The sequence below is a fragment of the Pseudoalteromonas sp. BZB3 genome, assembly GCF_040104455.1.
Lineage (GTDB): Bacteria > Pseudomonadota > Gammaproteobacteria > Enterobacterales > Alteromonadaceae > Pseudoalteromonas.
In genome coordinates, this window is record NZ_JBECOS010000013.1 from 231,289 (window position 1) to 252,931 (window position 21,643).

The following is a 21,643-nucleotide window of genomic DNA, read 5'->3' on the forward strand; positions in this document are numbered from 1 at the left end:
CTAGCTACCCAAGATATGGTTGTTCAGTACTTATCTATTCTTTGTAAGTTTGTGAACGAGATAATGTTTTGCATTTGCATAACAAATTGAGCGTCGCAAAAGCATCAAGAAAATGCAATTAAATTGAGATAAAGTAACATTTTAATGTTTTTTAGTGACTTTTTGGACGTTTTGTTCCACTAAAGTACAAGTTCGAAATTCATCGATATCAACGAAAATATGAGCAGAAAACAACAGCAGCTAATTCATCTTGGGTTTATTTTGGTGGTTTATGCTGGGTATTAACAAATTTGATCAAAAAACCTTAGTTTGACTGTTGATATTTACTGCGAATTATTTTTAAATTCGCGCTCTTTGATTTTTGAGCAAATAGTTACGTTAAAAAGTTGGCGTTAGTTTTGCTCTGTATAGTGTACCCGTTTACAGTAAAATGTGGTGAGCAATATGGATTTCTACATCCTGAAAAAGCAAGACAAGCTGGTGGCTATTCCGGCTGATGAACAAAATTGCAAACAATATTTAGAAGATGGCTACTTTTATGTTGATAAAGTTGCCGCTTGTAATGAAAAGTCAGCACTTGAAGTGTTGCAGAATAAGCAAACGAAAGTGTTTAAAACTCCAGTTTTGTTATTTTTACTGGCTTTGCCTGTTGTTGCCTTTATTTGGTGGCAAATTACCCGTTAAACAAATACTTAAAGCGGTGTTATAGTAGCGTTTCAATGCGAAAGGGAGCGCTACATGAAAGTATTGCACACTTCTGATTGGCACTTAGGTCAACAGTTTTACGAACATCACCGTGTTCAAGAGCATCAGCATTTTCTTGATTGGTTGGTGACAACATTACAACAACAGGCGATTGATTTATTGCTTGTTGCCGGTGATATTTATCATACAGCAACCCCTCCCTCTTCTGCTGAACAACAACTTTACCAATTTATAAAGCAAGCCAAACAGGCATGTCCTGAATTGCATATTGTCATTATTGCAGGCAACCACGACTCTGCGAATCGCATTGAGACCGCAAAACCTCTTTTAAAACAATTTGATACGCATGTTGTTGGCCGATATGACAAAGCAGCCCCAGCAACTTGTTTAGTAAATATTGAAACTGAAAAGGGTAAGGCACAAGTGGTTGCAATGCCTTTCATACGCCCTGCTGATGTCACGCTAGATACACAAAGTGATAAAGCTTACCAACAAGGTGTGGCGCAAGCTTACCAATCGGTGGTTGAACTGTGCGAAGAGAACACCGTCCCTATTATTGTTATGGGCCACCTGCACGCCAAAGGCGGCACCATTAGTGAAGATTCAGAACGGAATATCAGCATCGGCGGTTTTGATGCGGTAACAGCTGAGGTGTTTACTGACAAGGCCGATTACGTTGCGCTCGGTCATCTTCACAAAGCTCAAGTGGTAGCAAAATGCGACGCAAAGCGATATTGCGGTACGCCTATGCCGATGTCATTTTCAGAAAAAAACTATCAACACCAAGTACTCGTGTGTGAATTTAATGGAAAAGCATGCGTGAGCGTAAACCCCCTTTACACACCAAGGCTTAGAGAGCTGATAGTGCTTCCTAAACAAGGAGGGGCGGATATTGATGCACTGTGCGATGAAATCGAACAGCTAGATTTAAAGTCGTACGAAGCAAGTCCTTATCTTCGCTTACGACTTAATGCCAGCGAGACCGATAGCCAGTTTAGGGAAAAGATATCATCAAGCCTAAAAGACAAAGACATCTTGTTTTGTGGTATAGAGCGCGTTCAAGATGTGCAAAAGCATGACGATGAAATGATTTTCCAAGATTTAGGTCAAGTCGAAAAATTAAACCCCCTCGATTTGCTAGATATGGTTTTTAAGCAGCAGGTCGATTCAGAGCAGGACTTACCTACAAACTTAGCTGATTGTTTAGCTGAGGTATTAAATGACATGGAAGAGGAGCAAAACGCGTGAAATTACTTAAAATAACAATCACAAATTTAGCTTCTATTACCCACGCTGATATTGATTTTGAAAAAGCGCCCTTAGAGCAAGCCGGATTATTTGCCATTACTGGTGACACAGGCGCTGGTAAAAGCACCCTGTTAGATGCTATTTGTTTAGCCCTCTATGCAAAAACAGCCCGTTTAAAAAATGACTTAAAAAACACGGTGTCGTTTAATGGTGATGACATTAAATTAAACGACCCAAGAAACTTACTTCGTAGAGGCTGTGCTAGAGGCTCAGCAGAGGTGACTTTTTTAGGTCAAGATGGTGAGCGTTATTTAGCAAAATGGTCTGTTGCCCGAGCGCGTAAAAAAGTCACAGGTAAACTTAAGACACCAGAGCATGAGATTATTCGCCTCAGTGATGAAACCTTGTTGGCCCATAAAAGCGCGGCGCTTAAAACGGTCGAGCAATTAATCGGTCTTAGCTTTGATCAATTTACCCGTACCGTCTTACTTGCTCAACATGAGTTTGCCGCATTTTTAAAAGCAAGTAGTGATGAACGCGCGCAATTATTAGAGTGTTTGACTGCGACCGATAAATTCAGTCGTATTGGTCAGCTGATCTTTGAAAAACATAAAGAAAAGAAAGCAGAGCTGGAACAGTTAAAAGATAGCTTAAGTGCCTATGTGTTATTAACCGATGAGCAACTTGAGCAATTAACCCTTGAGGCGCAAAATCACCAACAGCAGTTAGATGAATTAAGAGCGCAACAAGCTCAGCACAAGTCGTCATTGCAATGGCTTTCAGAATCAACACAATTGCGAACTCAATTAGTGCAAACAGAGCAGACTATTAAAGAAACAGACGCGAAACTGACAGAAAAAGCACATGCCTTTAATGAAGCAGAGCAAGCACAAGCGGCTTTTGAGATTGCCGATAATCGTCAACAATGGGTGGTGACAAAAAATAATTTAAGTGCACTCGAGTTAAAGCAAAACGAGCTCAAAGAAAAAGACTTTGCTGTGCAAATCCAGCAAGCACAAGACGCGTCGAATAAGGCGTCTAATGCGCTACAACAAACCGAAGTCTATGTAACAAAGCAGCAAAGTGTTCTGCTCGAAGTTCGGCAACTAGATACGAAAATCGCGAATGCTGATTCAATATTACAGCAGGTCTTAAAGCAGCAGAGTGAGGTTGAGCAACAGCAGGCTAAGCTTTCAATAGAACAGCAAAATACCAATACGCAATTACAACAAGTACAGCAACAAAGTCATGAATTAGAGTCGTTATTAACTGCCAATAACAGCTTACAAAGTACAGTTGAAAACTGGTCTCACCTCAAAGGCTTGTTAGATGACATCATAGATAAACAGTCTCAGTCTCAGTGTGCGCGCGCTTCATTGCAACATGTGCAAAAGCAGCATCAAGAAAACGCCCAACAAGCAGAGCCGCTCAAGTCTGGGTTATCACAATTACAATCACAATTGATTTCGGGGCAATCGTCAATTGATGTACTCCAGCAGCAAGTTGAACAGTTAAACATCGATGATTTGCAATCAGCGGCTCAGCGGCTGCAACACGTGATTGCTTTGATGCAGCACATTTCAGATATCAGTGCGGAGCAGTTACAACAACAATCTTCAATGGCAAGTAACTTCCAAAAGAAACAAGCCATTGAAGTGCAAATGGCAGATACAGAGCAGCAAAAAGAGCTAAGTAAGCAACGGGTACAAGTGACTCGGGATAACTTAACGCAAGTTCAACTTCGTGCTAGCGAGAGCATCAGCGCATTACGTGTAGATCTAAAGCCTGGTCATGAATGTATGGTCTGTGGCTCAAAAGAGCATCCCTACGCGGTTGATCATATTGATAGCCATTGGGCAAACTTACTAAATGACTTTGCTACTCAACACAAGCAGGCTGAACAAGCTTACGAACAAGCAATGCAACGTAGCCAAGTTCATTTAACTGAATTTGAAAAAGTGAACGCTAGATATCAAGAAAGCAAACTACAGCATCAGCGTTTAACGAGCAAAGCATCTGAGCTTCAAGGACAACTTGAACAGTTTAGCGAATACCAAGGGTGGTCGCTGCAGCAATGTTTAGATCATCAACAAATGCTTCTACAGCAGCAACAGCACTTCACAGGTCTTCAGTCGCAATTGCAAAAAGCGTGGCACACTCAACAAGAACAGCAAAAGTTGTTTGAGCAACAACAAGCGCAGTTAAATGCCATTACACAGCAAGCCACTGAGCTTTCTCATCAGATTGAACAACAGCAAAATACACTTACTCAACTTTCGCAAGAAATAAACCGTGCGCAACAAAAAGCGTGTGATTATTATGCCGATGAAACATGGTGGGCGCAGTTTGAAAGTGCCCCACAAGATGCTTTGGCCTCTTTAACAAAAGCGGTTGATGAGTTTAAAAATAATAAAGAGAAACTCGCTCAACTTCAGCAGTCTCAACAAGCATTAACGCTGCAGCTGAATCATTTACAAGAATCAGCTGTGAATGTTTCTGAGCTGGTAAACGGCATTAACAGCACAGTTAAAAATGCGCGCTCAGAGAAATTGAGTTTTGAGCAAGCAAGGTTTGAGCGTTTACCACAAGAGATCACCGCTGATGAATGGCAAGAAAAGTGTCAGTCACAATTAAAAGCAAGGCAACATGATTTAAATGCTTGCTCTGAACAATTGAAGCAGATCTTGCAGGCTGAAAAAGATAAAGAAAAAGATCTGACCAATATAGCTGAGCAGATCGAGATTTTACTAACTCAAAAAGCCGCACTTGAGTCGCGCTTTGAACAATGGCTCAATGAAAAGTCACAGATCTATGCTGACTTGAATGAAGAGCTAGTTTCTTACTTACTCAAGCTTCCAAAAGCGGACATTCAGCAAACCTTGTCTGAGTTTAAACAGTTGTCGCATGGCAAAGTAGAGCTATCAGGCAAGCTAAGTCATTTAAAAGAGACCTTGAGTACTCATTTAGAGAAGGCACTTACTGAGCTATCAGAGCAACAAATTAATGAGCAGTTAGTAATTTTAGAGACTCAGTTTCAACAAACGCAACAATACTGGCTGAGTGTGAACACGCAGCTTGAACAACATCACAAAAATGTTGAAAAATTGGCAACTGAGCAGCAAAAGCTAAATAAGCGACAAGCTAAGTATGAACATTGGCACTTACTTGATAAGTTATTGGGTGATGCCACGGGTAAAAAGCTGCGTAATATAGCGCAAACTCAAACATTAAAAATCTTACTGCAATATGCCAACCAACACTTAGCGAGTTTGTCTAAGCGCTATCGCCTGACTGTGATAGGCCACTCTTTGAATATTGCTATCATTGATAAAGATATGGCCGATGAGCAGCGCTCTGTGAATACGCTTTCTGGTGGTGAATCTTTCTTAGTTTCTCTGGCTTTGGCGCTAGGGTTGGCTTCACTTTCTTCAAACAAAGTAAATATTGGTTCGTTATTCATTGATGAAGGCTTTGGCACGTTAGATCCTGAAACCTTAAGTGTGGCGCTAGATGCTTTAGATGCTCTGCAAGCACAGGGTAGAAAAGTGGGGGTGATCTCGCACGTCAGTGAAATGTCAGAACGTGTTGCCACACAAGTACAAGTTAAAAAACAGCCCGGCGGTTATTCGAACGTATTAATAAAAGGTGCTTAATATGCCTGATTTTAAAGGTGAACAAGCCATCAAATATGACGAAAGGATCACGCGACTCGTACCTGGCTACGAGTTACTACATGGTTTGGCGGCTGCACAATTAAAAGTGCTGTTTCCTGATGAAGCGAACATCCTAATTGTGGGAGCAGGCACAGGTAAAGAAGTTATTGAATTAGCTAAGCTTAATCCTACTTGGTCTTTTATTGTGCAAGATGTTTCAGCAGACATGCTCGCTATCGCAGATCAAAATTTTACTAACTTGGGCCTAAGTCATAGGGTAAAAATACAATGTGGTGAGTTAACGTCTCTAATTGAGCGCGTTGATTGTGCCCTATGTTTGCTAGTTCTACACTTCATAGAAGATAACGGTGCAAAGAAAATGCTTTTAAATCAGATTAATAGTGTTTTAAAACCAAGTGCGCCTTTATTTCTTGTTGACCTTATGAAGCCAGAAACCCAGTTTGAACGAGAGGCGCAGTTAGTATTTTGTCGTACTCTGGGTTTAACAGAAATAGGGCTGACTCGTATGCGGCACAACTTAGAACATGAGTTTCATCCACTTGATCGAATGCGTTTAAGTGAATTACTTGATGAATGTGGTTTCAACGCCCCCCACCCTTTCTTTAAAGCGCTTGGTTTTACTGGGGTAAGTTGTAATAAGCGCACTGGTACCAATCCGCAATAACACTTAATCATTTTGAGGGATTAAACCTGATGATAGCTACGTTAAAGATTTCTCATTTACGACTGCATGGGTGCAGAAGGTAGGGCAATGCAGGAGCAATTGCCGAGAACAACTAAATAACGAAATATTTGCCTTGCCTACATGGATGTAGGTACCTCAGCGATAGCAGGACGCGTGAGTGGTGCTACCAACAAGGTTTTCTTGCCTCAAAAAAGACCACTTAGTTAAGCGGATTGGTATGAGTTTTAAGTACTTGTGCGTTCTAGCTCAGTTAAGAGGTCTACCAGCCGAGTTATCTTAATATTACTTAGTTGCCTGTAGTCTAAATACGGACAGATCACTAAATTACTAACTTTATCGATCGCGAACTCCTCATCTAGCCATATTAAAGAGTTGGTAAAAATGTGATCTCGGAGTAATTTTTTGGCATATGTTCTACCTGCAATAACATGAAATTTATAATTTTTTTCAGAGAAGTTTGGCGGGCTAAAGAGCAGCGCCTCTTGGCTATGCCCTTGAAGCAGTACTTTGTCTCGGTAGTCTTGCCAACGCTTAAAGTTAGTAAAATGATGATCTGGGTGCTGCCACTCAGCCAAAATTTTTGCATAAACGTTGAAAACTTTGCGCCATCCATTACCACATGCTTGGTTTATAATATCGATCTCACCTTTGCTAAGCGATTGTATTGTTTGAAAATTGTGGTGTTCAGACATGTTGGGCGGGTTTTCAACATAGATTGCGATTAAGCCCTCTTTTACCCCTAATCCCTGAGTTGATAATTTCATGATCTGTGTTGTGCTAGCAGGCTATCAAGGGCGTTGGCGAATGTTTGTTTGTCGGTGCTGCTTAATTTGGCAGGACCTCCTGACATTTCTACACCACTGCTTCGCATAGTGTCCATAAAATCCCGCATATTAAGGATTTGTTTGATGTTGTTCTCAGTAAACTTTTCACCTCTTGGGCTCAATGCAAAAGCGCCCTCCTCTAGTACTTCTGCAGCAAGAGGAATATCAGAAGTGATAACCAAATCGTTCTTTTTAACTCTTTTTACAATCTCATTATCAGCAATATCAAAGCCTTTACTCACTTGGAGCAAATTAACATATTGTGTAACTGGGACGCGCATACTATGATTTGCGACCAGTGTTGTGTGTGTTTTAGTGCGCTCAGCCGCGCGGAAAAGTATTTCTTTGATAACAGCAGGACACGCGTCCGCATCGACCCAAATATGCATAAATAGACTCTGAGTTAGTAAAAATCTGGTGTGAGAGACGATGATACCAATAAAACCTAAATCAGCAAGTGTAAACCCCCTTTACACTTAGATTGAATATAGCTTATGAGGCTCAGTGTCATCGTATTTTCATAGAAGCTCTTAAAGTAGCGAAGTATTTTTTGCCCAACAAGGGTGTTGAGATCATATTTTTACTAACTAAAAAGACGTTAAGCTTAATGATACTTTATCAAGATCAGGTTTTTACCAACTGGCTTTGTAACAGATCACGATTTTACTTACTGAAGTCTCCTAATTAATTCTGAGATCATATTTTTACTAACTAAATTTGTGTTTAATTACTTAATTTAGAACTCTAGATCATATTTTAACTAACGAGATGATTTTTTAGTTCTCGAAAGATCATCATTTTACTAACTAGCTTAGTAAAATGATGATCCAGAAAGTGTTATCAATACCTAAGTACTAATAACTTTTCTTTATAGAAGGTGTTTTTTCAGTAAGAGTTAAGCGTTGTCGTACAGCTAACGCTTAAGTTGATAAAATCATGATCTGTATGGCCCAATAAAATAGTGGATTGTTATAAATAGGATTAAAGTAACTAGATTGATAAGGGTAAAAGTTGAAGGTATTTAGCTATAGCACTCCTCTAGTTAATGAATTTACTTTTTTAGCAAAATTTATAGCCCTTAATTAAAATTAACTTAGTAAAATAACGATCTGAACATGAACTACTAGTAAGAGAATATGAATTTAATTGACCAAATTAAGGCATGTCGACTTTGTGACGATGAACTCCCTCTCGGTGCTCGACCTGTTATTCAAGCCTCACCGGTTGCTAAAATTTTGATCTCAGGGCAAGCCCCTAGTTTGAAAGTTCATCAAACAGGAAAGTTATTCAACGATCAAAGTGGCGAAACCTTCAGAGACTGGCTTGGAGTAACCGAAAGACAGTTTTATGATCCTGACTTATTTGCCATTGTACCGATGGCGTTTTGTTATCCGGGTAAAGGAAAAAGTGGTGATCTACCCCCACCGAAGGTATGTGCACAAACTTGGCGGCAGCCACTACAAAATTATTTTAAACAGATAAAATTACACATATTAGTTGGTCAGTATTCACAGCGTTATTATTGTAATGATTTTAAATCAGTGACACTGCAAGTTCAGCAATGGTCATCTATGCTACCTGAGTCTATTGCTTTGCCTCATCCCAGCCCAAGAAACCAGCCTTGGCGTGCTAAAAACCCCTGGTTCGAACAAGCGTTAGTGCCTGAGTTAAAAGAACAAATACAGAAGTTAATCGCTAGTTAAATAATTTTAACGAAAAGGCGTTGTTTTTTTAGATAAGTCAATACATACTTATTTGGCATTACACATGGTTACAAATTTTAACAAGTACATTCTCAAGGATAGAATATGCTCAACAAGGTTACTGGCTGGTGTGCTGTTTTATTATCACTGATGGCCTTTTACCCCAGCAATATGACAGGTGGTTTGTCGTGTATCGGCTTTTATATAAGCTTGTTCGCAATGTTTATAGGGGCTTATGCAAGTAGTTCAGGCAAATATGTCTACTTCAATTTAGTATTTCTTTTTTCACTGATCAATATTTTCGTTATCAATGATGGAACGAATGTATTTTTGTTCTCACAGCAAAATGACTGGGTTTATGTGTTATCTATGTACGGTATTTTTGCGGTCGTGAGTGTTGTTTGTTTTGGTCTACTCAGAAAAGAAACACTGCTAGAGCAATTAGACGCAGTTAATTAACTTACTTTAATAAGTTGGCTATTCAATTAGCCAACTTACTTCCCTTCTCTCTTCCTTTTATATATCTCTTGCCTTCTGTACTTGGCGTTTTAGTGACTTCATGTTAGTTTTTGGCAAATTTATTTTCAAAGAGACAAAAGCCATGCCTAAGGCAAGTGAAATAAAAAAACATAATGCCATTGACTATAACGGTCGCGTAATGATTGTGCGTGATATCGAACGTTCAGTACCTCAGGGTCGTGCTGGTGGAAGTTTATACCGTATGCGTATGTACGATGTTGTGACAGGTGGCAAAGTTGATGAAACCTTCAAAGCTGAAGAAATGCTAAATCTGGCTGATTTAGTTCGTCGCCCGGTTATGCTTTCTTATATCGACGGTGAAGAACACGTATTTATGGATGAAGAAGATTACACACCATATAACATCAATACGTCTTCAATTGCTGAGCAAGTACTATTTATTAACGAAGAGACAAAAGGCTTGCAGGCTGTTTTAGTTGAAGGCTCGCCGGTTTCTATCGACTTACCATCGAGCGTAGAGCTAGTTATTGAAGACACATCACCTTCAATTAAAGGCGCTTCAGCAAGTGCACGTACAAAGCCAGCAACATTAACGACAGGTTTAATTGTTCAAGTACCAGAGCATATTTCTACAGGTGACAAAATCAAAATTAACACTGACGAGAAAAAATTCATGGGTCGTGCAGATAGCTAACCCCTTCGGCTGCGGTTTTTATTAACCGTAGCCAATAATTTTGCCCACTTCGATTTAACAAAACTTTAACCTTTGTGTCTTTCCTGATAGAATCCGTACCTATTTTATTATTTGTCTTTTTTAGTGACATTAAATAGATATTTTTATTCTATTTTTGCTACGGATTAGCAAGGGTTTTTAATGAGTTATATTCCAGATACAAGTGCACAGGACTCACAAGTCGCCACATCTAAACAAACCAAAAAGTGGGTTATTTATACTGCTTCATTATTTGCATTTTTAACGTTTTGTTATGCTTTTATTCTTCCCCTAGTTGAAGGCTGGCTTGGTGGTAAATCAGCGATTTCTCTCGATAAACTTAAGCTGGCACAAGTCACACAAGGCGATTTTATCCGAGACTTCTCTGTACAAGGTAAAGTGATAGCAGCTCGCCGCCCTGTTTTATACAGCCCCGCACAAGGTACCGTTACTTATTTAGTAGATGCGGGCGACCGTGTAGAGATGGGTCAAGCACTGGCGCAAGTAGAAAGCCCAGAATTACAAAGTTTGTTTGAGCAAGAAAACACTCAACTCTCAAGGCTGAGAACGCAACTAGCGAGAGAAAAAATCCAGGCTAAACATATCCAGCTGCAGCAAGAAAACCGCATTGGCCAAGCAAGAGTTGCACTTAACGCCGCGAAACGAGAAATGCGCCGTTCTGAAGAAGCAAAAGAAAATCAAATCATCAGTGATATCGATTTTCAAAAAGCCAAAGATGATCTTGAAAATGCACTGCGCGAGTTTGAACATGTGAATAAAGAAGTGGCGCTACTAAAAGAAAGTCAGCAATTTGAAATTCAAACCTATGAATTTGAATTCAATGCACAAAAGGTAAAAGTCGCTGAATTACAAAGGCAAGTGTTAGGCCTTGAAGTACGTTCTCCGGTTGCTGGTTTGGTAGGCAATTTAAATCTAGAACAAAAAAATACAGTCAGTAAAAACCAGCCATTAATGAGTGTCGTTGACCTCAGTGAATATGAAGTCGAAGTGTTAATTCCAGAAACTTATGCCGATGATTTAGCCCTAGGCATAGAAGCCGAGATCAATTTTAACGAGCAAAGCTTCATGGGAAACCTAGTTGCCATGTCTCCTGAAATAACCAAGGGGAGTGTTCAGGGGAAAGTGAGATTCACGGGCACAGCGCCTGATAATTTAAGACAGAATCAGCGGCTCACGACACGCTTGATACTAGAACAAAGATCGCAAGTAAATTATCTACCAAGAGGCCGATTTTTACAAAGCTATGATGGTATGCACATCTATGTACTACGTGATAACGAAGCGGTAAAAGTGCCAGCAAAGCTCGGTACGAAAAGTTTATCTAAAGTCGAGGTGATTTCAGGCCTCGCGCTTGGCGATACTGTAGTTATTTCTGATTATCGAATTTTTGAGAAGGCTTCAAGCGTCAGAGTCCTTCAATAAAATATATTAATTAAGTTTGCTCAACTGAGTAGCAACTTATCTCATCGTTTTGGAAGAATAAAAAAATAAGGAAAGGAAATGTTGAAAATGACTGGGCTTGCAAAAGCCTACATAACTTCTGATATTAAAACACAGGCGCTCCAGCCATTTGATTTAGCTATAGGGCAGGGAGAGTTTGTTTCTGTCATCGGTCCTTCTGGTTCGGGTAAAACCACTTTTTTGAATATTGCTGGGCTACTAGAAAGTCATAGTAATGGTGTATACGAGCTCGATGGGCAAGATGTTTCTAAGATGTCTGATAAGCAAAAGTCGGCTTATAGAAATGAAAAAATTGGCTTTGTTTTCCAGAGCTTTAACCTGATCCCAGAACTTAATTTATACGACAATATTGATATGCCTCTGCGCTATCGAAAATTCAATGCAAAAGAGCGTGATGAGCGCATCATGAAAGCGTTAGAGCAAGTTGGCCTTGCTGGTCGAAAAAATCATTATCCAACACAATTATCGGGTGGTCAGCAGCAACGTGTTGCTATTGCCCGTGCGATTGCAGGTTCGCCAAGTGTTATTTTTGCTGATGAGCCTACAGGTAATTTAGACTCAAAAATGGCTCAAGGTATTATGACATTGCTGCAAGACATTAATGCGTCAGGCACGACGATTATTATGGTGACCCATGATAATGAACAAGCGCAGCTTGCGCAGCGCATTGTGCAAATAAAAGATGGTGTGCTAAGTGAAGAGTCGCCTATTTTGACTCAAGCTATCGCTTAAGGAGTCATTATGTTCTCATATTATGTGAAATTGGCACTTATCAGCTTTAAGCGAACACCATTACTTAGTTTTTTAATGGTTATGCTTATCGCTATGGGCATTGGCGCAACAATGACGACCTATACCGTCAACTATATGATGAGCCAAGACCCCATACCTTCAAAAAGCGATAACTTATACTCAGTACAAATTGATAGTCGAGGTGATGGCGTAGATTATAGTTACCTCGATACTATCCCACCAGAAATGACTTATCAGGATGCAATGAACATCCTCAAATCTGATATTCCCAAATATCAAGCTGTGATTAGTGCAATCCGTACGACCGTAAAAAATCCAGCAAAGCATGGCACTGCAGTAACAAGAGAAGTACGTACAACCAGTGCTGACTTTTTTCCTATGCTTGAAGTGCCATTCTTATATGGCAGAGGCTGGGATGAAACGGCGGATAGCAATGCAGAGCAAATCGTTGTGTTAACTAAACAGGCGAATATGCGTTTTTTTGGTGGAGAAAACTCAGTTGGCCAAACACTGCAATTAGGCGAGGATTTATATCAAGTAGTGGGCGTGCTTGATGATTGGTTAATAGTTCCTAAATTCTATGGCCAAAATAATACTATGTATTCACAACCTTTCGATATTTTCATGCCATTTAGTACACAAGTTAGCAAAGAAATTTTTACTACCTCACTCATTAATATTTCTTGTTGGAAGCCTGCTGAAGATGAAAGTACAGCTGCTTTTCTCGCATCGGAATGTACTTGGATCAAAATTTGGGCTGAGCTAGAAAATGATGAAAAAAAGCAGCAATTCCAACTGTTTTTAGATAACTATGCGCAACAGCAGCAAGCACAAGGGCGCTTTGCTAACCGCATTTTGAATAAACTTGTATCAGTTAAACAATATCTTAGCGAAGAAAAGATTGTCCCTGAAGATAGCAAAATAGCAGTGTCGCTTGCCGCATTATTTTTGATTGTTTGCTTACTTAATTGCATGGGGCTGATGATGGCTAAATTCCATGGTAAAGCCGGAGAAGCAGGATTGCGCCGAGCTGTCGGGGCGAGTCGACAACATTTAATTGCACAATTTTCAGTGGAGCTAGCGGTTATAGGCTTTATTGGTGGCGTTTTAGGTCTGCTTTTAGCACAACTAGGCTTAGTTGCTATGACGAATTTATACAGTCACTTACATAGTTCGCTGATGCAGATGAATGCCTTAATTGTGGTTATTACTTTGGCTTTAGCTGTAATGATCAGCTGCATTTTTGGTTTGATACCGATTCTAAAAGCCAGCCGAATTCAACTTTCAAGTCAGCTAAAAAGCTTATAGGAGTTAATTATGAGAGATTTAGCCCCGATAATTAAAGCTTTATTTAAAGAGAAATTGGTACCTTTTCTTCTTATTTTGCAAATATCAGTCACTTTTATGGTGATGGTAAATGCTGTGAATATGATCAGTGAGCGTGAAAAGTTAATGTCTAGACCCACTGGTGTTGACGAAAAAAACGCTTTTTATGTTTTGACGAATTTGCAGGGACCTGCTGAGAATTATATCGCAAACTTGAACCATGATTTGGCAAATTTACGCGCAATTGAGGGGGTTGAAGTGGTCTCTCCTTTAAACGGTGTACCTCTAGGGTTGTGGGGTAATTATACTTCTGTTTATCCTAACTTAGATACAGAGTACCCAATTGATGTGGCAGGATATTATGGCTCTGATGAGCATATTGTTAAAAACTTAGGCCTTACATTAATTGCTGGTGACAACCTGACTTTAAGCGATACTACGATTACCGCTAATGGTGGTCATAATATTTCTTCTAATATTTTAATTACCAAAGCCTTTGCTGAGTTAGTGAGCCCCGAAGATTGGCGCCAAGCTGTAGGGCAGACCGTTTATACATCTAACACACCTCAGCGCATTAAAGGGATAGTAGAGGCTATGCAAGGTGCTTGGCCACGGTGGTATGGTGTAAATGGTTCAATTATTTATCCCGTTATCGAAGTAAATAATACAATTCGTTATTTTGTACGGGCAAAGCCTGACCAGCTTGATAATGTAATGGAAGAAGTCAATAAAGTACTTCTAAACACACCGGGGCGAGTCATTGAAAAAATGCTGACGATGGAAGAGGTGAGGTTAAGGGCTTATAAAGATGATAACGCGAGTAGCAAGCTACTTATATCAGTTTGTATTGGATTATTACTTGCGACAAGCCTAGGCATTTACGGCCAAGCTCGATTTTCGGTTAATCGTCGAAAAAGACAAATAGGCACACGCAGAGCATTAGGTGCAAGCAAAGGGCAGGTAATGCGATTCTTTATGCTTGAAAACGCTGTGGTCAGCCTTACAGGGCTTGTTATTGGTTTTATTGCAGCATTATCACTGAGCGAACAATTTGCTCAACACTTTGGTTTAACACCTGTACCGCTGCCGTATTTATTATCAGGTATGGTTGCACTGTTTGTGTTAGGTCAGTTATCGGTGAGTTATCCTGCACTGCAAGCGTCAAGAGTCGAGCCTGCTATCGCAACGCGAAGCGCTTAAACACTTTAGCTTAATTGAAAAAGCCAGATCATATTTTTACTAGGTAAAATTTTGATCTGGCTTTTTTGTGTCTGAGTAACTATTTCTTTATCAATTGCTTAATCTCTTTGACTAAGGCAATACTGGCTTCATTATCGCCGTGCACACACAAGGTATCTGCTTTTAGTGCCAACACGCTTCCAGAGCCCGTTGTGACTGTGCCTTGAGTTAATAACTGCTTTACTTGCGCTAATAACGCAGGCTTGTCATGCACTGCATTAGGTTCACTTCTTGGGGTTAAACGCCCTTCGTTGGTATATAAGCGATCCGCAAAAGCCTCAAACAACAATGGCAGGTTATATTTTTCAGCCATAGCCAAGTGCGACGCTTGCTCGTTGGTCGCCAGTAGCATTAACTTTAGCGGCTTGGCATAGCTACCCACAGCCTGCATAACAGTCTCTAAAATGCTGTTATCGGCCATCATATCGTTATAAAGTGCACCATGTGGTTTTACATAGCTAATTGATAAACCATGTACTTGTGACATGCCATCTAAAGCTGCAATTTGATAATGCAAACAATTTACTAACTCATCATGACTGAGCTTCATAGAGCGGCGACCAAAACCTTGTTTGTCGGGATAGCTTGGGTGAGCACCAATTTGCACATTATGCTGTTTAGCAAGCGTGAGGGTTTGAGCCATCACATCCGGGTCACCAGCGTGAAAGCCACAAGCAATATTTGCCAAATCAATCACTTGCATAGCGTGGCTATCTAAACCCATTTGCCACGCACCAAAGCTTTCACCTAAATCGCAATTTAATAACATGTTCGCTTCCTTTAAATACTGACAGGGAGTTGGCCTTCTGGCTTTTCTAAGCCCAAAATCACTTTAGCGAGCGCAGTAAACGCAGGACCAGAGATCACATTTTTACTAACTACATCGACATTGTAGGCATAACTGGCCAAAACTGCTTGTGCGTATGGCGCATAAATTGGGATCTCATAAGGGGCACGCAGGCTAATAAATAGCGTTGGCTTTTCAGCAAGTTTTGCCTGCTTAAGCAGCGCTAATAGTGCTTTTGGCTGTTCATTACGTTTGAGCTTAAAACTGTCAAGGGCCTTTACATCATCCATGCCACCAATCTCAACTGCACTTTGCTGAGGACTGGCATGGGCGGCGATGATCAGGTCTGAGTTAGTAATATTTTGATCTGCCTGTTTTGGATCGAACCCTTGTAAACTGCTACATGTGACATGTAACTCTTGCTTGCTTAAAGAAAGTAAAGCTTGCTCAAGAGCATGACATTTTTGCGTATCAGGCATGACCAAATGAATGCGTTTATGTTTAGCTTGAATAGGCAATAGGCCGTTGTTCTTTACTTGAGTAATGGCGGCAACAGCGAGTTCACTCTCAAGTTGTCTGTGACTAGGGTTACCTAATGTCGCTTTAGCAATGGCGCTAGAGCGGGCCGCTTGGTTTGCCAAAAATTTCTGTTTGAGAGAAATAATACGCTGTGCCGATTGCGCTATTTCAGTTTCATTTAGCTCACTTAAAGTAACCGCCGCATTTAGCGCACTCATTAGCTCATCAAGCTTTTGAATATCGTCAGGAGTACGAATAGCAATTGGCATTAGGGCAATATCAACCCCGGCTTTAAAAGTTTCAATTACCGCGGATGTTGGGGTAAAGAAGTGGCTGATCCCCGCCATATCCAGCGCATCGGTCACCGTCACACCTTGGTAGTTCAGCTTTTCTCGTAGCAAGTCATGCATAATTTTACGCGATAATGTAGCCGGTTTAATCATGGCTTCACCTTGCTTGTTCACAAAGGTGCTGTTATCAAGTGCGGGATATTGAATATGCGCGGTCATGATCATACCCGGCGCGTGCTTATCAATAATGTATTTAAAAGGCGCAAGCTCAACCTGTTCAATGCGTTTTAAATCGTGTTTAACAAGCGGTAAACCAGTGTGGCTATCGACCGAGGTATCACCGTGACCCGGAAAGTGCTTAAGCGCAGAAATGACGTTTTGCGCTTCAAATGCTTCAACTTGTGCTGCGCCCATTTTTGCTACTTCGAGTGAGTTCTCAGAGAAAGAACGAACGTTGATCACCGGATTGCCCGCGTTGTTATTCACATCAACGGTCGGCGCAAAGTTGACATTAATGCCAAGGCTATTTAGCTCTTTACCAATGGCGGTGGCAACTGCACTTGCATAGTGGGTACCGTGTTTATGGTAAGTTGCTCCTATACTCATATTACCTGTGAATGACGTGGCTTCGGCGCGATTTATACGAGCTACACGGCCACCTTCTTGGTCAATTGATATAAACAAGGGTTGTGGATGTTTAGCTTGCTGAGCAGCCGTTTGTAAGTCATTGGTGAGTTTTACGATTTGTGCAGTATCTGGCACGTTTTCGGCGAATAAGATCACGCCACCAATGTGGTGTTTAGCAATCAACTCGGCAAGTGCTTTGGGCAACTCAGTCATTCCTAGTCTACAGGCTTTTGACTCGCCACTTTCGCAGTAATAACGAAAATCTAGCATCAACTTTTGACCAAGTTGTGCTTCTAAAGGTAGTTCAGAGGCATGATTGAGCGATTTTGCTGCACCGTTGGCACTGATTGTCATGGCGATCACCATCCCGATATGTTTTAAAAATTGCGTCACAGGCTACCTAAATTATCTGGCCTTAAACTGAATGAGCTAATTTAGCATTTGCAGCAATAGATTGATAACCCGAACGACTAAACATACAGTTTTTAACAATTTAATGTTGAGTAATTTTATAAATTCTCAAGTCTATAGGAGAGCATTTATACAAGGAAATAAGGATTATGTTTTGATTAGACTCACTTCTTTCTCAGCGTTTAAGCTGGCTAATATTGCTTTAATAAGTTTTACACTCACAGGTTGTGGGTCCGACGTGGCGCCAGAGGTCCCACCAATTGATAAAACCAAACTTTCAGAGCAGGTCGGTATAGGCCAAGACGGCGATCTACAGCTGCATTTAGAGAATATAAGGTTGGCTTATAACTTGCCGGCGATCACAGCCTTAACAGTAAAAGACGGACTTGTGTTTGAAATAGCCAGTACAGGCTATCGCGATATACATACCCAAACTTTAGTAACTGATAATGATCGTTGGGCTATTGGTTCACTAACAAAGTCTATGACGGCAATGGTCGCTGCGCGATTAGTAGAGCAAGAGGTAATTTCTTTTGACAGCACTATTGCCGATATTTTTCCCGAACTTAAAGGCCAAATTAGGGCCGAGCATGAATCAATCTCGTTAAAGCAGTTATTAAATATGACATCGGGGTTAAAAAAAGATATCGATATAAAAGATAGGCGCTGGTTCGATATCTCGAAGACAACACTTATGTTGCGAAGTATGTTGACAAAAGAGGTGCTTAATACCGCACCTGTGCAAAAGCGGGGGCAATATGAATATAGTAATGTAGGCTATACTATTGCCGGACATATGCTTGAGCGGGTGACAAACCAAACTTGGGAGCAACTGATAAGCGAGGAATTATTTTCGCAATTAGGCATTACAAACTTTGGTTTTGGTGAGCCGAGCTTTGAACAAAGTGATCAACCCAAAGGGCATATTTATAAAAATGGAAAATGGCAAGCTATCACTGCTGGCAAAGAGATCATTCCAAAAGTATATGGCCCTGCGGGTACTGTTAATATTAGTTTGTCAGAGCTCGCCTTATATTTATCTAAGGTATTAGAGGGTATGAAAGGTGGTGACAATATACTAAGTAAAGAGAGTTATAAAACCTTACATACGATTTATAGTGAAGCTCAAGAGCCAGGAGTAGGCTATGCGATGGGTTGGTTTGCAAAGCTAGATAATACGGCATTTCGACATGATGGTTTCACAGGGTCTTTTTCTGTTATTAGCTTTTTATATCCAAATGAAAACAGTGCTTACTTTATTGCTGTCAATGGTGATACGGAGAATGCGGCAAAAGCCCTTTTCGCAGCGTTAGAACTATTAAGAGAAAGAAACTTTAGCAACTAAACCATGAACTTTAAATTTTGTTAAAGTTAAAGCCAGCTAACAGCGCTGTAGGCTCATAAAGTTAACTTTTGTGGGTTTCGGCAATTATTTGTCGAAGCTCAAAACTGTTTGCTTGCTCCTCCTTTATGACACTTGTCATATCAATCAATGACAAAGCTCACTGAAACTCTTTTTCGCCTTTCGCCATACTAAACCCATCAAAGTTAATCTCGCACTGAGGAATTGGTTATGGAAAGCATCATGTGGGCAGTTTTAGGTATGGCATATAGTTTAATCGCATTCGCATTAAGCTCTTATAAATACAATCGCGGTAAGCCGTTTAATGGTAAATCAAGAAACACCGAGGTGAACTATGACTAATTCAGCAGTAGTTTCAGTTAAAAACTTACACCATAGCTATGGTAACAAAGCCGTGCTTAAGGGCTTAGACTTCTCGCTACAAGCGGGCCGAGTTTACGGGTTTTTAGGTGCCAATGGCGCAGGTAAAACAACGTTAATTAACTTGCTACTAGGCCGATTAAAAGCGTCACAAGGTAGCGTTGAAATACTGGGTAATAAAGCGGGTTCTGGTGCTGCGAAAGCTAAAGTAGGCGCTATGCTACAAATCGGCAGTTTACCTGCGAATTTGACTGTACTTGAACAACTCAATCTATTCGCGAGCTACTATCAGTCCCCAATGTCTGTTTCTAAAGCACTGCGTTTGAGTGACTTAAATGCCCATGAAAATACACCATTTAGCAAATTATCAGGTGGCTTGAAGCAACGTTTGCTGTTTGCCATTGCCATTATTGGCGACCCACAACTGGTATTTTTAGATGAGCCTAGCTTGGCAATGGACGTAAACGCCCGTCAACAAATGTGGCAAACCATTCGACAATTAAAAGCTCAGGGTAAAACGGTGGTTTTAACCACGCATTATATGGAAGAAGCTGAAGCCCTAAGCGATGAGTTATTCATTTTAAATGAGGGAAAGATTATCGCACAGGGCTCGCCAAGTGAGTTAAGTCACAATATGCAGTTAAGTGAAGTGAGCTTTGCTTGTGAACTGAATGAGTCTGAACTTTCGACTTTATTACCTGAGTGGTCGTGGCAAGTGAATGAGGGTAAGGCTGCAACCCGCTGTAAATCACCAAACACACTGTTAAAGCAAGCATTTGCAAATGGGCTTAGCTGCGACTTACTCAGCGTTAAACCTTCATCGTTAGAGCAAACCTTTATTTCACTCACAGAAACCGCTGAACACGAAAATAAAACACCAGTAAATTCAGCATCAGACAAATCAGCCAAGGAGCAAGCAGCATGAGTAGCATAAGTTTATATAGTCTCAAACAAGAAGCGTGGTGCGACTCTAAAAGTGTTTTTAGAAACTTAGGCTTTGTGATCCCGACCTTAGCGTTTCCATGTGCCTTTTACTTGTTTTTTGGAGTCGCTATGGGAGATGAAAAAACCAGTAGCTATTTGCTAATAAACTACATTATTTTTGGGGTGATGGGCCCCGCTTTATTCAATTTTGGAGTCAATGTCGCAACCGACAGAGAGCAAGGTTTACTGGCATTGAAACAGCTATCGCCCATGCCTGCTAGTCAGTACTTAATGGGTAAAACCTTTACTGCTTTGTTGTTTTCGACGCTGATCTTTATTTTGCTTTCTAGTTTTGCCATGTTATTTGCAGGCGTAAGTATGTCGCTACTTAAGTGGGGTCAGGTATATGCGTTAGCCCTGTTAGGTACTTTACCATTTTGCATGCTTGGCTTATTGATGGGCTTAAGTTTTTCAGCCAAATCGGCTCCCGCGCTTGTTAATCTAATTTATTTACCCATTTCGATGCTGTCAGGTTTATGGTTACCAATCACTATGTTTCCTGAAGCACTACAGTGGTTTGCATGGGCATTGCCTAGCTATCACTTATCTCAATTAGGGCTGAGCATTTTAGAGATGCACCAAGGCTTTAATTTAGCTTGGCATTTATTGGGCGTTGCATTATTTACATTGCCGTGTGGCTATCTAGCAACAAAAAAGTACAACTCCATGAAATAAAATCATATTGTAACGCCCCTTTACAGAGAGGGGCTTTACCTCTGGGCTTCATTCCTTTACTCTTAACCTGTTGTTAATTATTTCTTAAAAAACATGAAGTTTAGTTTTCAGATTTTCCAGTTCGATTGTGAACACAAAATCCTTACCCGCCACGGAAAGGTTATTAAGCTAAAAGACAGAGCTGCGAATATGCTCAAGTTCTTTATTTTGAATAACGATAGAATTCTGTCTAAAGCAGAGCTATTAGAAACGGTTTGGCCTGACAAAACCGTGTCTGAGCAAGTCGTCTTTCAGAACATCAGTCACTTACGTGCCATTTTTGGTAACGATGCCATTAAAACCTTTTCAAAAAGAGGCTATCAGTGGCAATTAGAGCTTACCGAAGTCACTGAGCAAGCTGAAGAAGTAGCAGCGGGCCGAGAGTCACAAGTGCTTACAAGCACAGCGCCTGTTGCAGAAGAAAGCAAAGCTGAGAGTGAGCCAAAAAATAATGAAAGCTCAGACAGTGCTCAGCAAAATGATGCGCCTGCTTCTGAAAGTGCATCTGAGCAGCCTGCAAAAGAGAGCAAGTCGACAGCTTGGCTCGGCATTTTGGGCGCCGCAGCCTTAGTTGTAGCAACAGCGATTTGGATGGCTGTTAAGTCTTAATTTACTATCCTCATAGTTTTAATAAAGCGATGCCAAACATCGCTTTATTGCCTTCTTTTTCTATAAAAATCATAATCTTTAAAATTTTTTTGAACTTTCTTGTAACCTTCTCAGTCAATAGCATAACTACTCTATCAAGGAAGCTTAA

20 protein-coding genes are annotated in these 21,643 nt (G+C 40.5%); 16 read left to right on the plus strand and 4 right to left on the minus strand.

The genetic code is table 11. From position 1 onward, the window contains the following. The first annotated feature begins 444 nt into the window (after nt 1-444). Genes ABMY35_RS15680 through ABMY35_RS15695 form a run of 4 tightly spaced genes read left to right on the plus strand, consistent with a single transcriptional unit; the run spans nt 445 to nt 6,291 of the window. Nucleotides 445-684, plus strand: coding sequence for a hypothetical protein (locus ABMY35_RS15680; protein ID WP_058031728.1), 240 nt, complete (start codon nt 445-447; stop codon nt 682-684). A gap of 54 nt (nt 685-738) precedes the next feature. Beyond that, complete coding sequence (sbcD, locus tag ABMY35_RS15685) at nt 739-1,953, plus strand: exonuclease subunit SbcD (protein ID WP_349287076.1); 1,215 nt, start codon at nt 739-741, stop codon at nt 1,951-1,953. Beyond that, nucleotides 1,950-5,606 (plus strand): AAA family ATPase, encoded by a 3,657-nt coding sequence (locus ABMY35_RS15690; protein WP_349287077.1) that lies wholly within the window; start codon nt 1,950-1,952, stop codon nt 5,604-5,606. The genes sbcD and ABMY35_RS15690 overlap by 4 nt, the downstream gene beginning before the upstream one ends. A gap of 1 nt (nt 5,607) precedes the next feature. Further along, nucleotides 5,608-6,291, plus strand: a complete 684-nt coding sequence (locus tag ABMY35_RS15695) for a class I SAM-dependent methyltransferase (protein WP_349287078.1) — start codon at nt 5,608-5,610, stop codon at nt 6,289-6,291. A gap of 245 nt (nt 6,292-6,536) precedes the next feature. Here ABMY35_RS15695 and ABMY35_RS15700 read toward each other — a convergent pair whose 3' ends face one another. Both ABMY35_RS15700 and ABMY35_RS15705 read right to left on the minus strand, forming a co-directional pair. Further along, nucleotides 6,537-7,076: a hypothetical protein gene (locus ABMY35_RS15700; protein ID WP_349287079.1), complete on the minus strand. Its 540-nt coding sequence runs from the start codon at nt 7,074-7,076 to the stop codon at nt 6,537-6,539. Further along, nucleotides 7,073-7,525, minus strand: coding sequence for a YaiI/YqxD family protein (locus ABMY35_RS15705; protein WP_349287080.1), 453 nt, complete (start codon nt 7,523-7,525; stop codon nt 7,073-7,075). Before ABMY35_RS15705 ends, ABMY35_RS15700 begins: the two co-directional genes overlap by 4 nt. 747 nt (nt 7,526-8,272) lie before the next feature. Between ABMY35_RS15705 and ABMY35_RS15710 the strand changes: the two genes are divergently transcribed. The 7 genes from ABMY35_RS15710 (at nt 8,273) to ABMY35_RS15740 (ending at nt 14,792) form a co-directional block, all read left to right on the plus strand. Continuing rightward, entirely contained in the window at nt 8,273-8,839 is a 567-nt protein-coding gene (locus ABMY35_RS15710) for a uracil-DNA glycosylase family protein (protein ID WP_349287081.1), read from the plus strand. Nucleotides 8,840-8,944: 105 nt separating this feature from the next. Beyond that, nucleotides 8,945-9,298, plus strand: a complete 354-nt coding sequence (locus tag ABMY35_RS15715; protein WP_349287082.1) for a hypothetical protein — start codon at nt 8,945-8,947, stop codon at nt 9,296-9,298. 142 nt (nt 9,299-9,440) lie between these two features. Continuing rightward, a complete protein-coding gene (yeiP, locus tag ABMY35_RS15720) occupies nt 9,441-10,013 on the plus strand; it encodes an elongation factor P-like protein YeiP (RefSeq protein ID WP_058031736.1) in 573 nt (190 codons plus the stop codon). A 180-nt stretch (nt 10,014-10,193) separates the two neighbouring features. After that, on the plus strand, nt 10,194-11,474 hold the full coding sequence (locus ABMY35_RS15725) for an HlyD family efflux transporter periplasmic adaptor subunit (RefSeq protein ID WP_349287083.1): 1,281 nt from the start codon (nt 10,194-10,196) through the stop codon (nt 11,472-11,474). Nucleotides 11,475-11,552: 78 nt separating this feature from the next. Continuing rightward, nucleotides 11,553-12,245: an ABC transporter ATP-binding protein gene (locus ABMY35_RS15730; RefSeq protein ID WP_349287084.1), complete on the plus strand. Its 693-nt coding sequence runs from the start codon at nt 11,553-11,555 to the stop codon at nt 12,243-12,245. A 9-nt stretch (nt 12,246-12,254) separates the two neighbouring features. Beyond that, nucleotides 12,255-13,574: an ABC transporter permease gene (locus ABMY35_RS15735; protein ID WP_349287085.1), complete on the plus strand. Its 1,320-nt coding sequence runs from the start codon at nt 12,255-12,257 to the stop codon at nt 13,572-13,574. A 9-nt stretch (nt 13,575-13,583) separates the two neighbouring features. Beyond that, nucleotides 13,584-14,792, plus strand: coding sequence for an FtsX-like permease family protein (locus tag ABMY35_RS15740; RefSeq protein WP_349287086.1), 1,209 nt, complete (start codon nt 13,584-13,586; stop codon nt 14,790-14,792). A gap of 79 nt (nt 14,793-14,871) precedes the next feature. On the opposite strand, the gene ABMY35_RS15745 is transcribed toward ABMY35_RS15740, so the two are convergent. Both ABMY35_RS15745 and ABMY35_RS15750 read right to left on the minus strand, forming a co-directional pair. Further along, a complete protein-coding gene (locus ABMY35_RS15745) occupies nt 14,872-15,600 on the minus strand; it encodes a 5-oxoprolinase subunit PxpA (protein ID WP_349287087.1) in 729 nt (242 codons plus the stop codon). Nucleotides 15,601-15,611: 11 nt separating this feature from the next. Beyond that, complete coding sequence (locus tag ABMY35_RS15750) at nt 15,612-17,324, minus strand: glycoside hydrolase family 3 protein (protein WP_349287110.1); 1,713 nt, start codon at nt 17,322-17,324, stop codon at nt 15,612-15,614. 379 nt (nt 17,325-17,703) lie between these two features. Here ABMY35_RS15750 and ABMY35_RS15755 point away from each other — a divergent pair, with 379 nt between their 5' ends. The 5 genes from ABMY35_RS15755 (at nt 17,704) to ABMY35_RS15775 (ending at nt 21,495) form a co-directional block, all read left to right on the plus strand. Next, nucleotides 17,704-18,810: a serine hydrolase domain-containing protein gene (locus ABMY35_RS15755; protein WP_349287088.1), complete on the plus strand. Its 1,107-nt coding sequence runs from the start codon at nt 17,704-17,706 to the stop codon at nt 18,808-18,810. A gap of 228 nt (nt 18,811-19,038) precedes the next feature. After that, nucleotides 19,039-19,170: a hypothetical protein gene (locus tag ABMY35_RS15760; protein ID WP_349287089.1), complete on the plus strand. Its 132-nt coding sequence runs from the start codon at nt 19,039-19,041 to the stop codon at nt 19,168-19,170. Continuing rightward, nucleotides 19,163-20,113 (plus strand): ABC transporter ATP-binding protein, encoded by a 951-nt coding sequence (locus tag ABMY35_RS15765; RefSeq protein ID WP_349287090.1) that lies wholly within the window; start codon nt 19,163-19,165, stop codon nt 20,111-20,113. The genes ABMY35_RS15760 and ABMY35_RS15765 overlap by 8 nt, the downstream gene beginning before the upstream one ends. Then, the gene (locus ABMY35_RS15770; protein ID WP_349287091.1) at nt 20,110-20,847 is read left to right on the plus strand and encodes an ABC transporter permease; all 738 of its coding nucleotides are present in this window, start codon (nt 20,110-20,112) and stop codon (nt 20,845-20,847) included. The genes ABMY35_RS15765 and ABMY35_RS15770 overlap by 4 nt, the downstream gene beginning before the upstream one ends. A gap of 93 nt (nt 20,848-20,940) precedes the next feature. Further along, nucleotides 20,941-21,495, plus strand: coding sequence for a winged helix-turn-helix domain-containing protein (locus ABMY35_RS15775; protein WP_349287092.1), 555 nt, complete (start codon nt 20,941-20,943; stop codon nt 21,493-21,495). Nucleotides 21,496-21,643: the final 148 nt, after the last annotated feature.

Bases quoted from the DNA above. Each gene is read 5' to 3' on its own strand.
- ABMY35_RS15745 (WP_349287087.1), bottom strand. From the start codon at position 15,600: ATGTTATTAAATTGCGATTTAGGTGAAAGCTTTGGTGCGTGGCAAATG.
- ABMY35_RS15740 (WP_349287086.1), top strand. From the start codon at position 13,584: ATGAGAGATTTAGCCCCGATAATTAAAGCTTTATTTAAAGAGAAATTG.
- ABMY35_RS15710 (WP_349287081.1), top strand. From the start codon at position 8,273: ATGAATTTAATTGACCAAATTAAGGCATGTCGACTTTGTGACGATGAA.
- sbcD (WP_349287076.1), top strand. From the start codon at position 739: ATGAAAGTATTGCACACTTCTGATTGGCACTTAGGTCAACAGTTTTAC.
- ABMY35_RS15735 (WP_349287085.1), top strand. From the start codon at position 12,255: ATGTTCTCATATTATGTGAAATTGGCACTTATCAGCTTTAAGCGAACA.
- ABMY35_RS15715 (WP_349287082.1), top strand. From the start codon at position 8,945: ATGCTCAACAAGGTTACTGGCTGGTGTGCTGTTTTATTATCACTGATG.
- ABMY35_RS15770 (WP_349287091.1), top strand. From the start codon at position 20,110: ATGAGTAGCATAAGTTTATATAGTCTCAAACAAGAAGCGTGGTGCGAC.
- ABMY35_RS15765 (WP_349287090.1), top strand. From the start codon at position 19,163: ATGACTAATTCAGCAGTAGTTTCAGTTAAAAACTTACACCATAGCTAT.
- ABMY35_RS15695 (WP_349287078.1), top strand. From the start codon at position 5,608: ATGCCTGATTTTAAAGGTGAACAAGCCATCAAATATGACGAAAGGATC.
- ABMY35_RS15760 (WP_349287089.1), top strand. From the start codon at position 19,039: ATGGAAAGCATCATGTGGGCAGTTTTAGGTATGGCATATAGTTTAATC.
- ABMY35_RS15680 (WP_058031728.1), top strand. From the start codon at position 445: ATGGATTTCTACATCCTGAAAAAGCAAGACAAGCTGGTGGCTATTCCG.
- ABMY35_RS15725 (WP_349287083.1), top strand. From the start codon at position 10,194: ATGAGTTATATTCCAGATACAAGTGCACAGGACTCACAAGTCGCCACA.
- ABMY35_RS15750 (WP_349287110.1), bottom strand. From the start codon at position 17,324: ATGCTAGATTTTCGTTATTACTGCGAAAGTGGCGAGTCAAAAGCCTGT.
- ABMY35_RS15775 (WP_349287092.1), top strand. From the start codon at position 20,941: ATGAAGTTTAGTTTTCAGATTTTCCAGTTCGATTGTGAACACAAAATC.
- yeiP (WP_058031736.1), top strand. From the start codon at position 9,441: ATGCCTAAGGCAAGTGAAATAAAAAAACATAATGCCATTGACTATAAC.
- ABMY35_RS15705 (WP_349287080.1), bottom strand. From the start codon at position 7,525: ATGCATATTTGGGTCGATGCGGACGCGTGTCCTGCTGTTATCAAAGAA.
- ABMY35_RS15730 (WP_349287084.1), top strand. From the start codon at position 11,553: ATGTTGAAAATGACTGGGCTTGCAAAAGCCTACATAACTTCTGATATT.
- ABMY35_RS15700 (WP_349287079.1), bottom strand. From the start codon at position 7,076: ATGAAATTATCAACTCAGGGATTAGGGGTAAAAGAGGGCTTAATCGCA.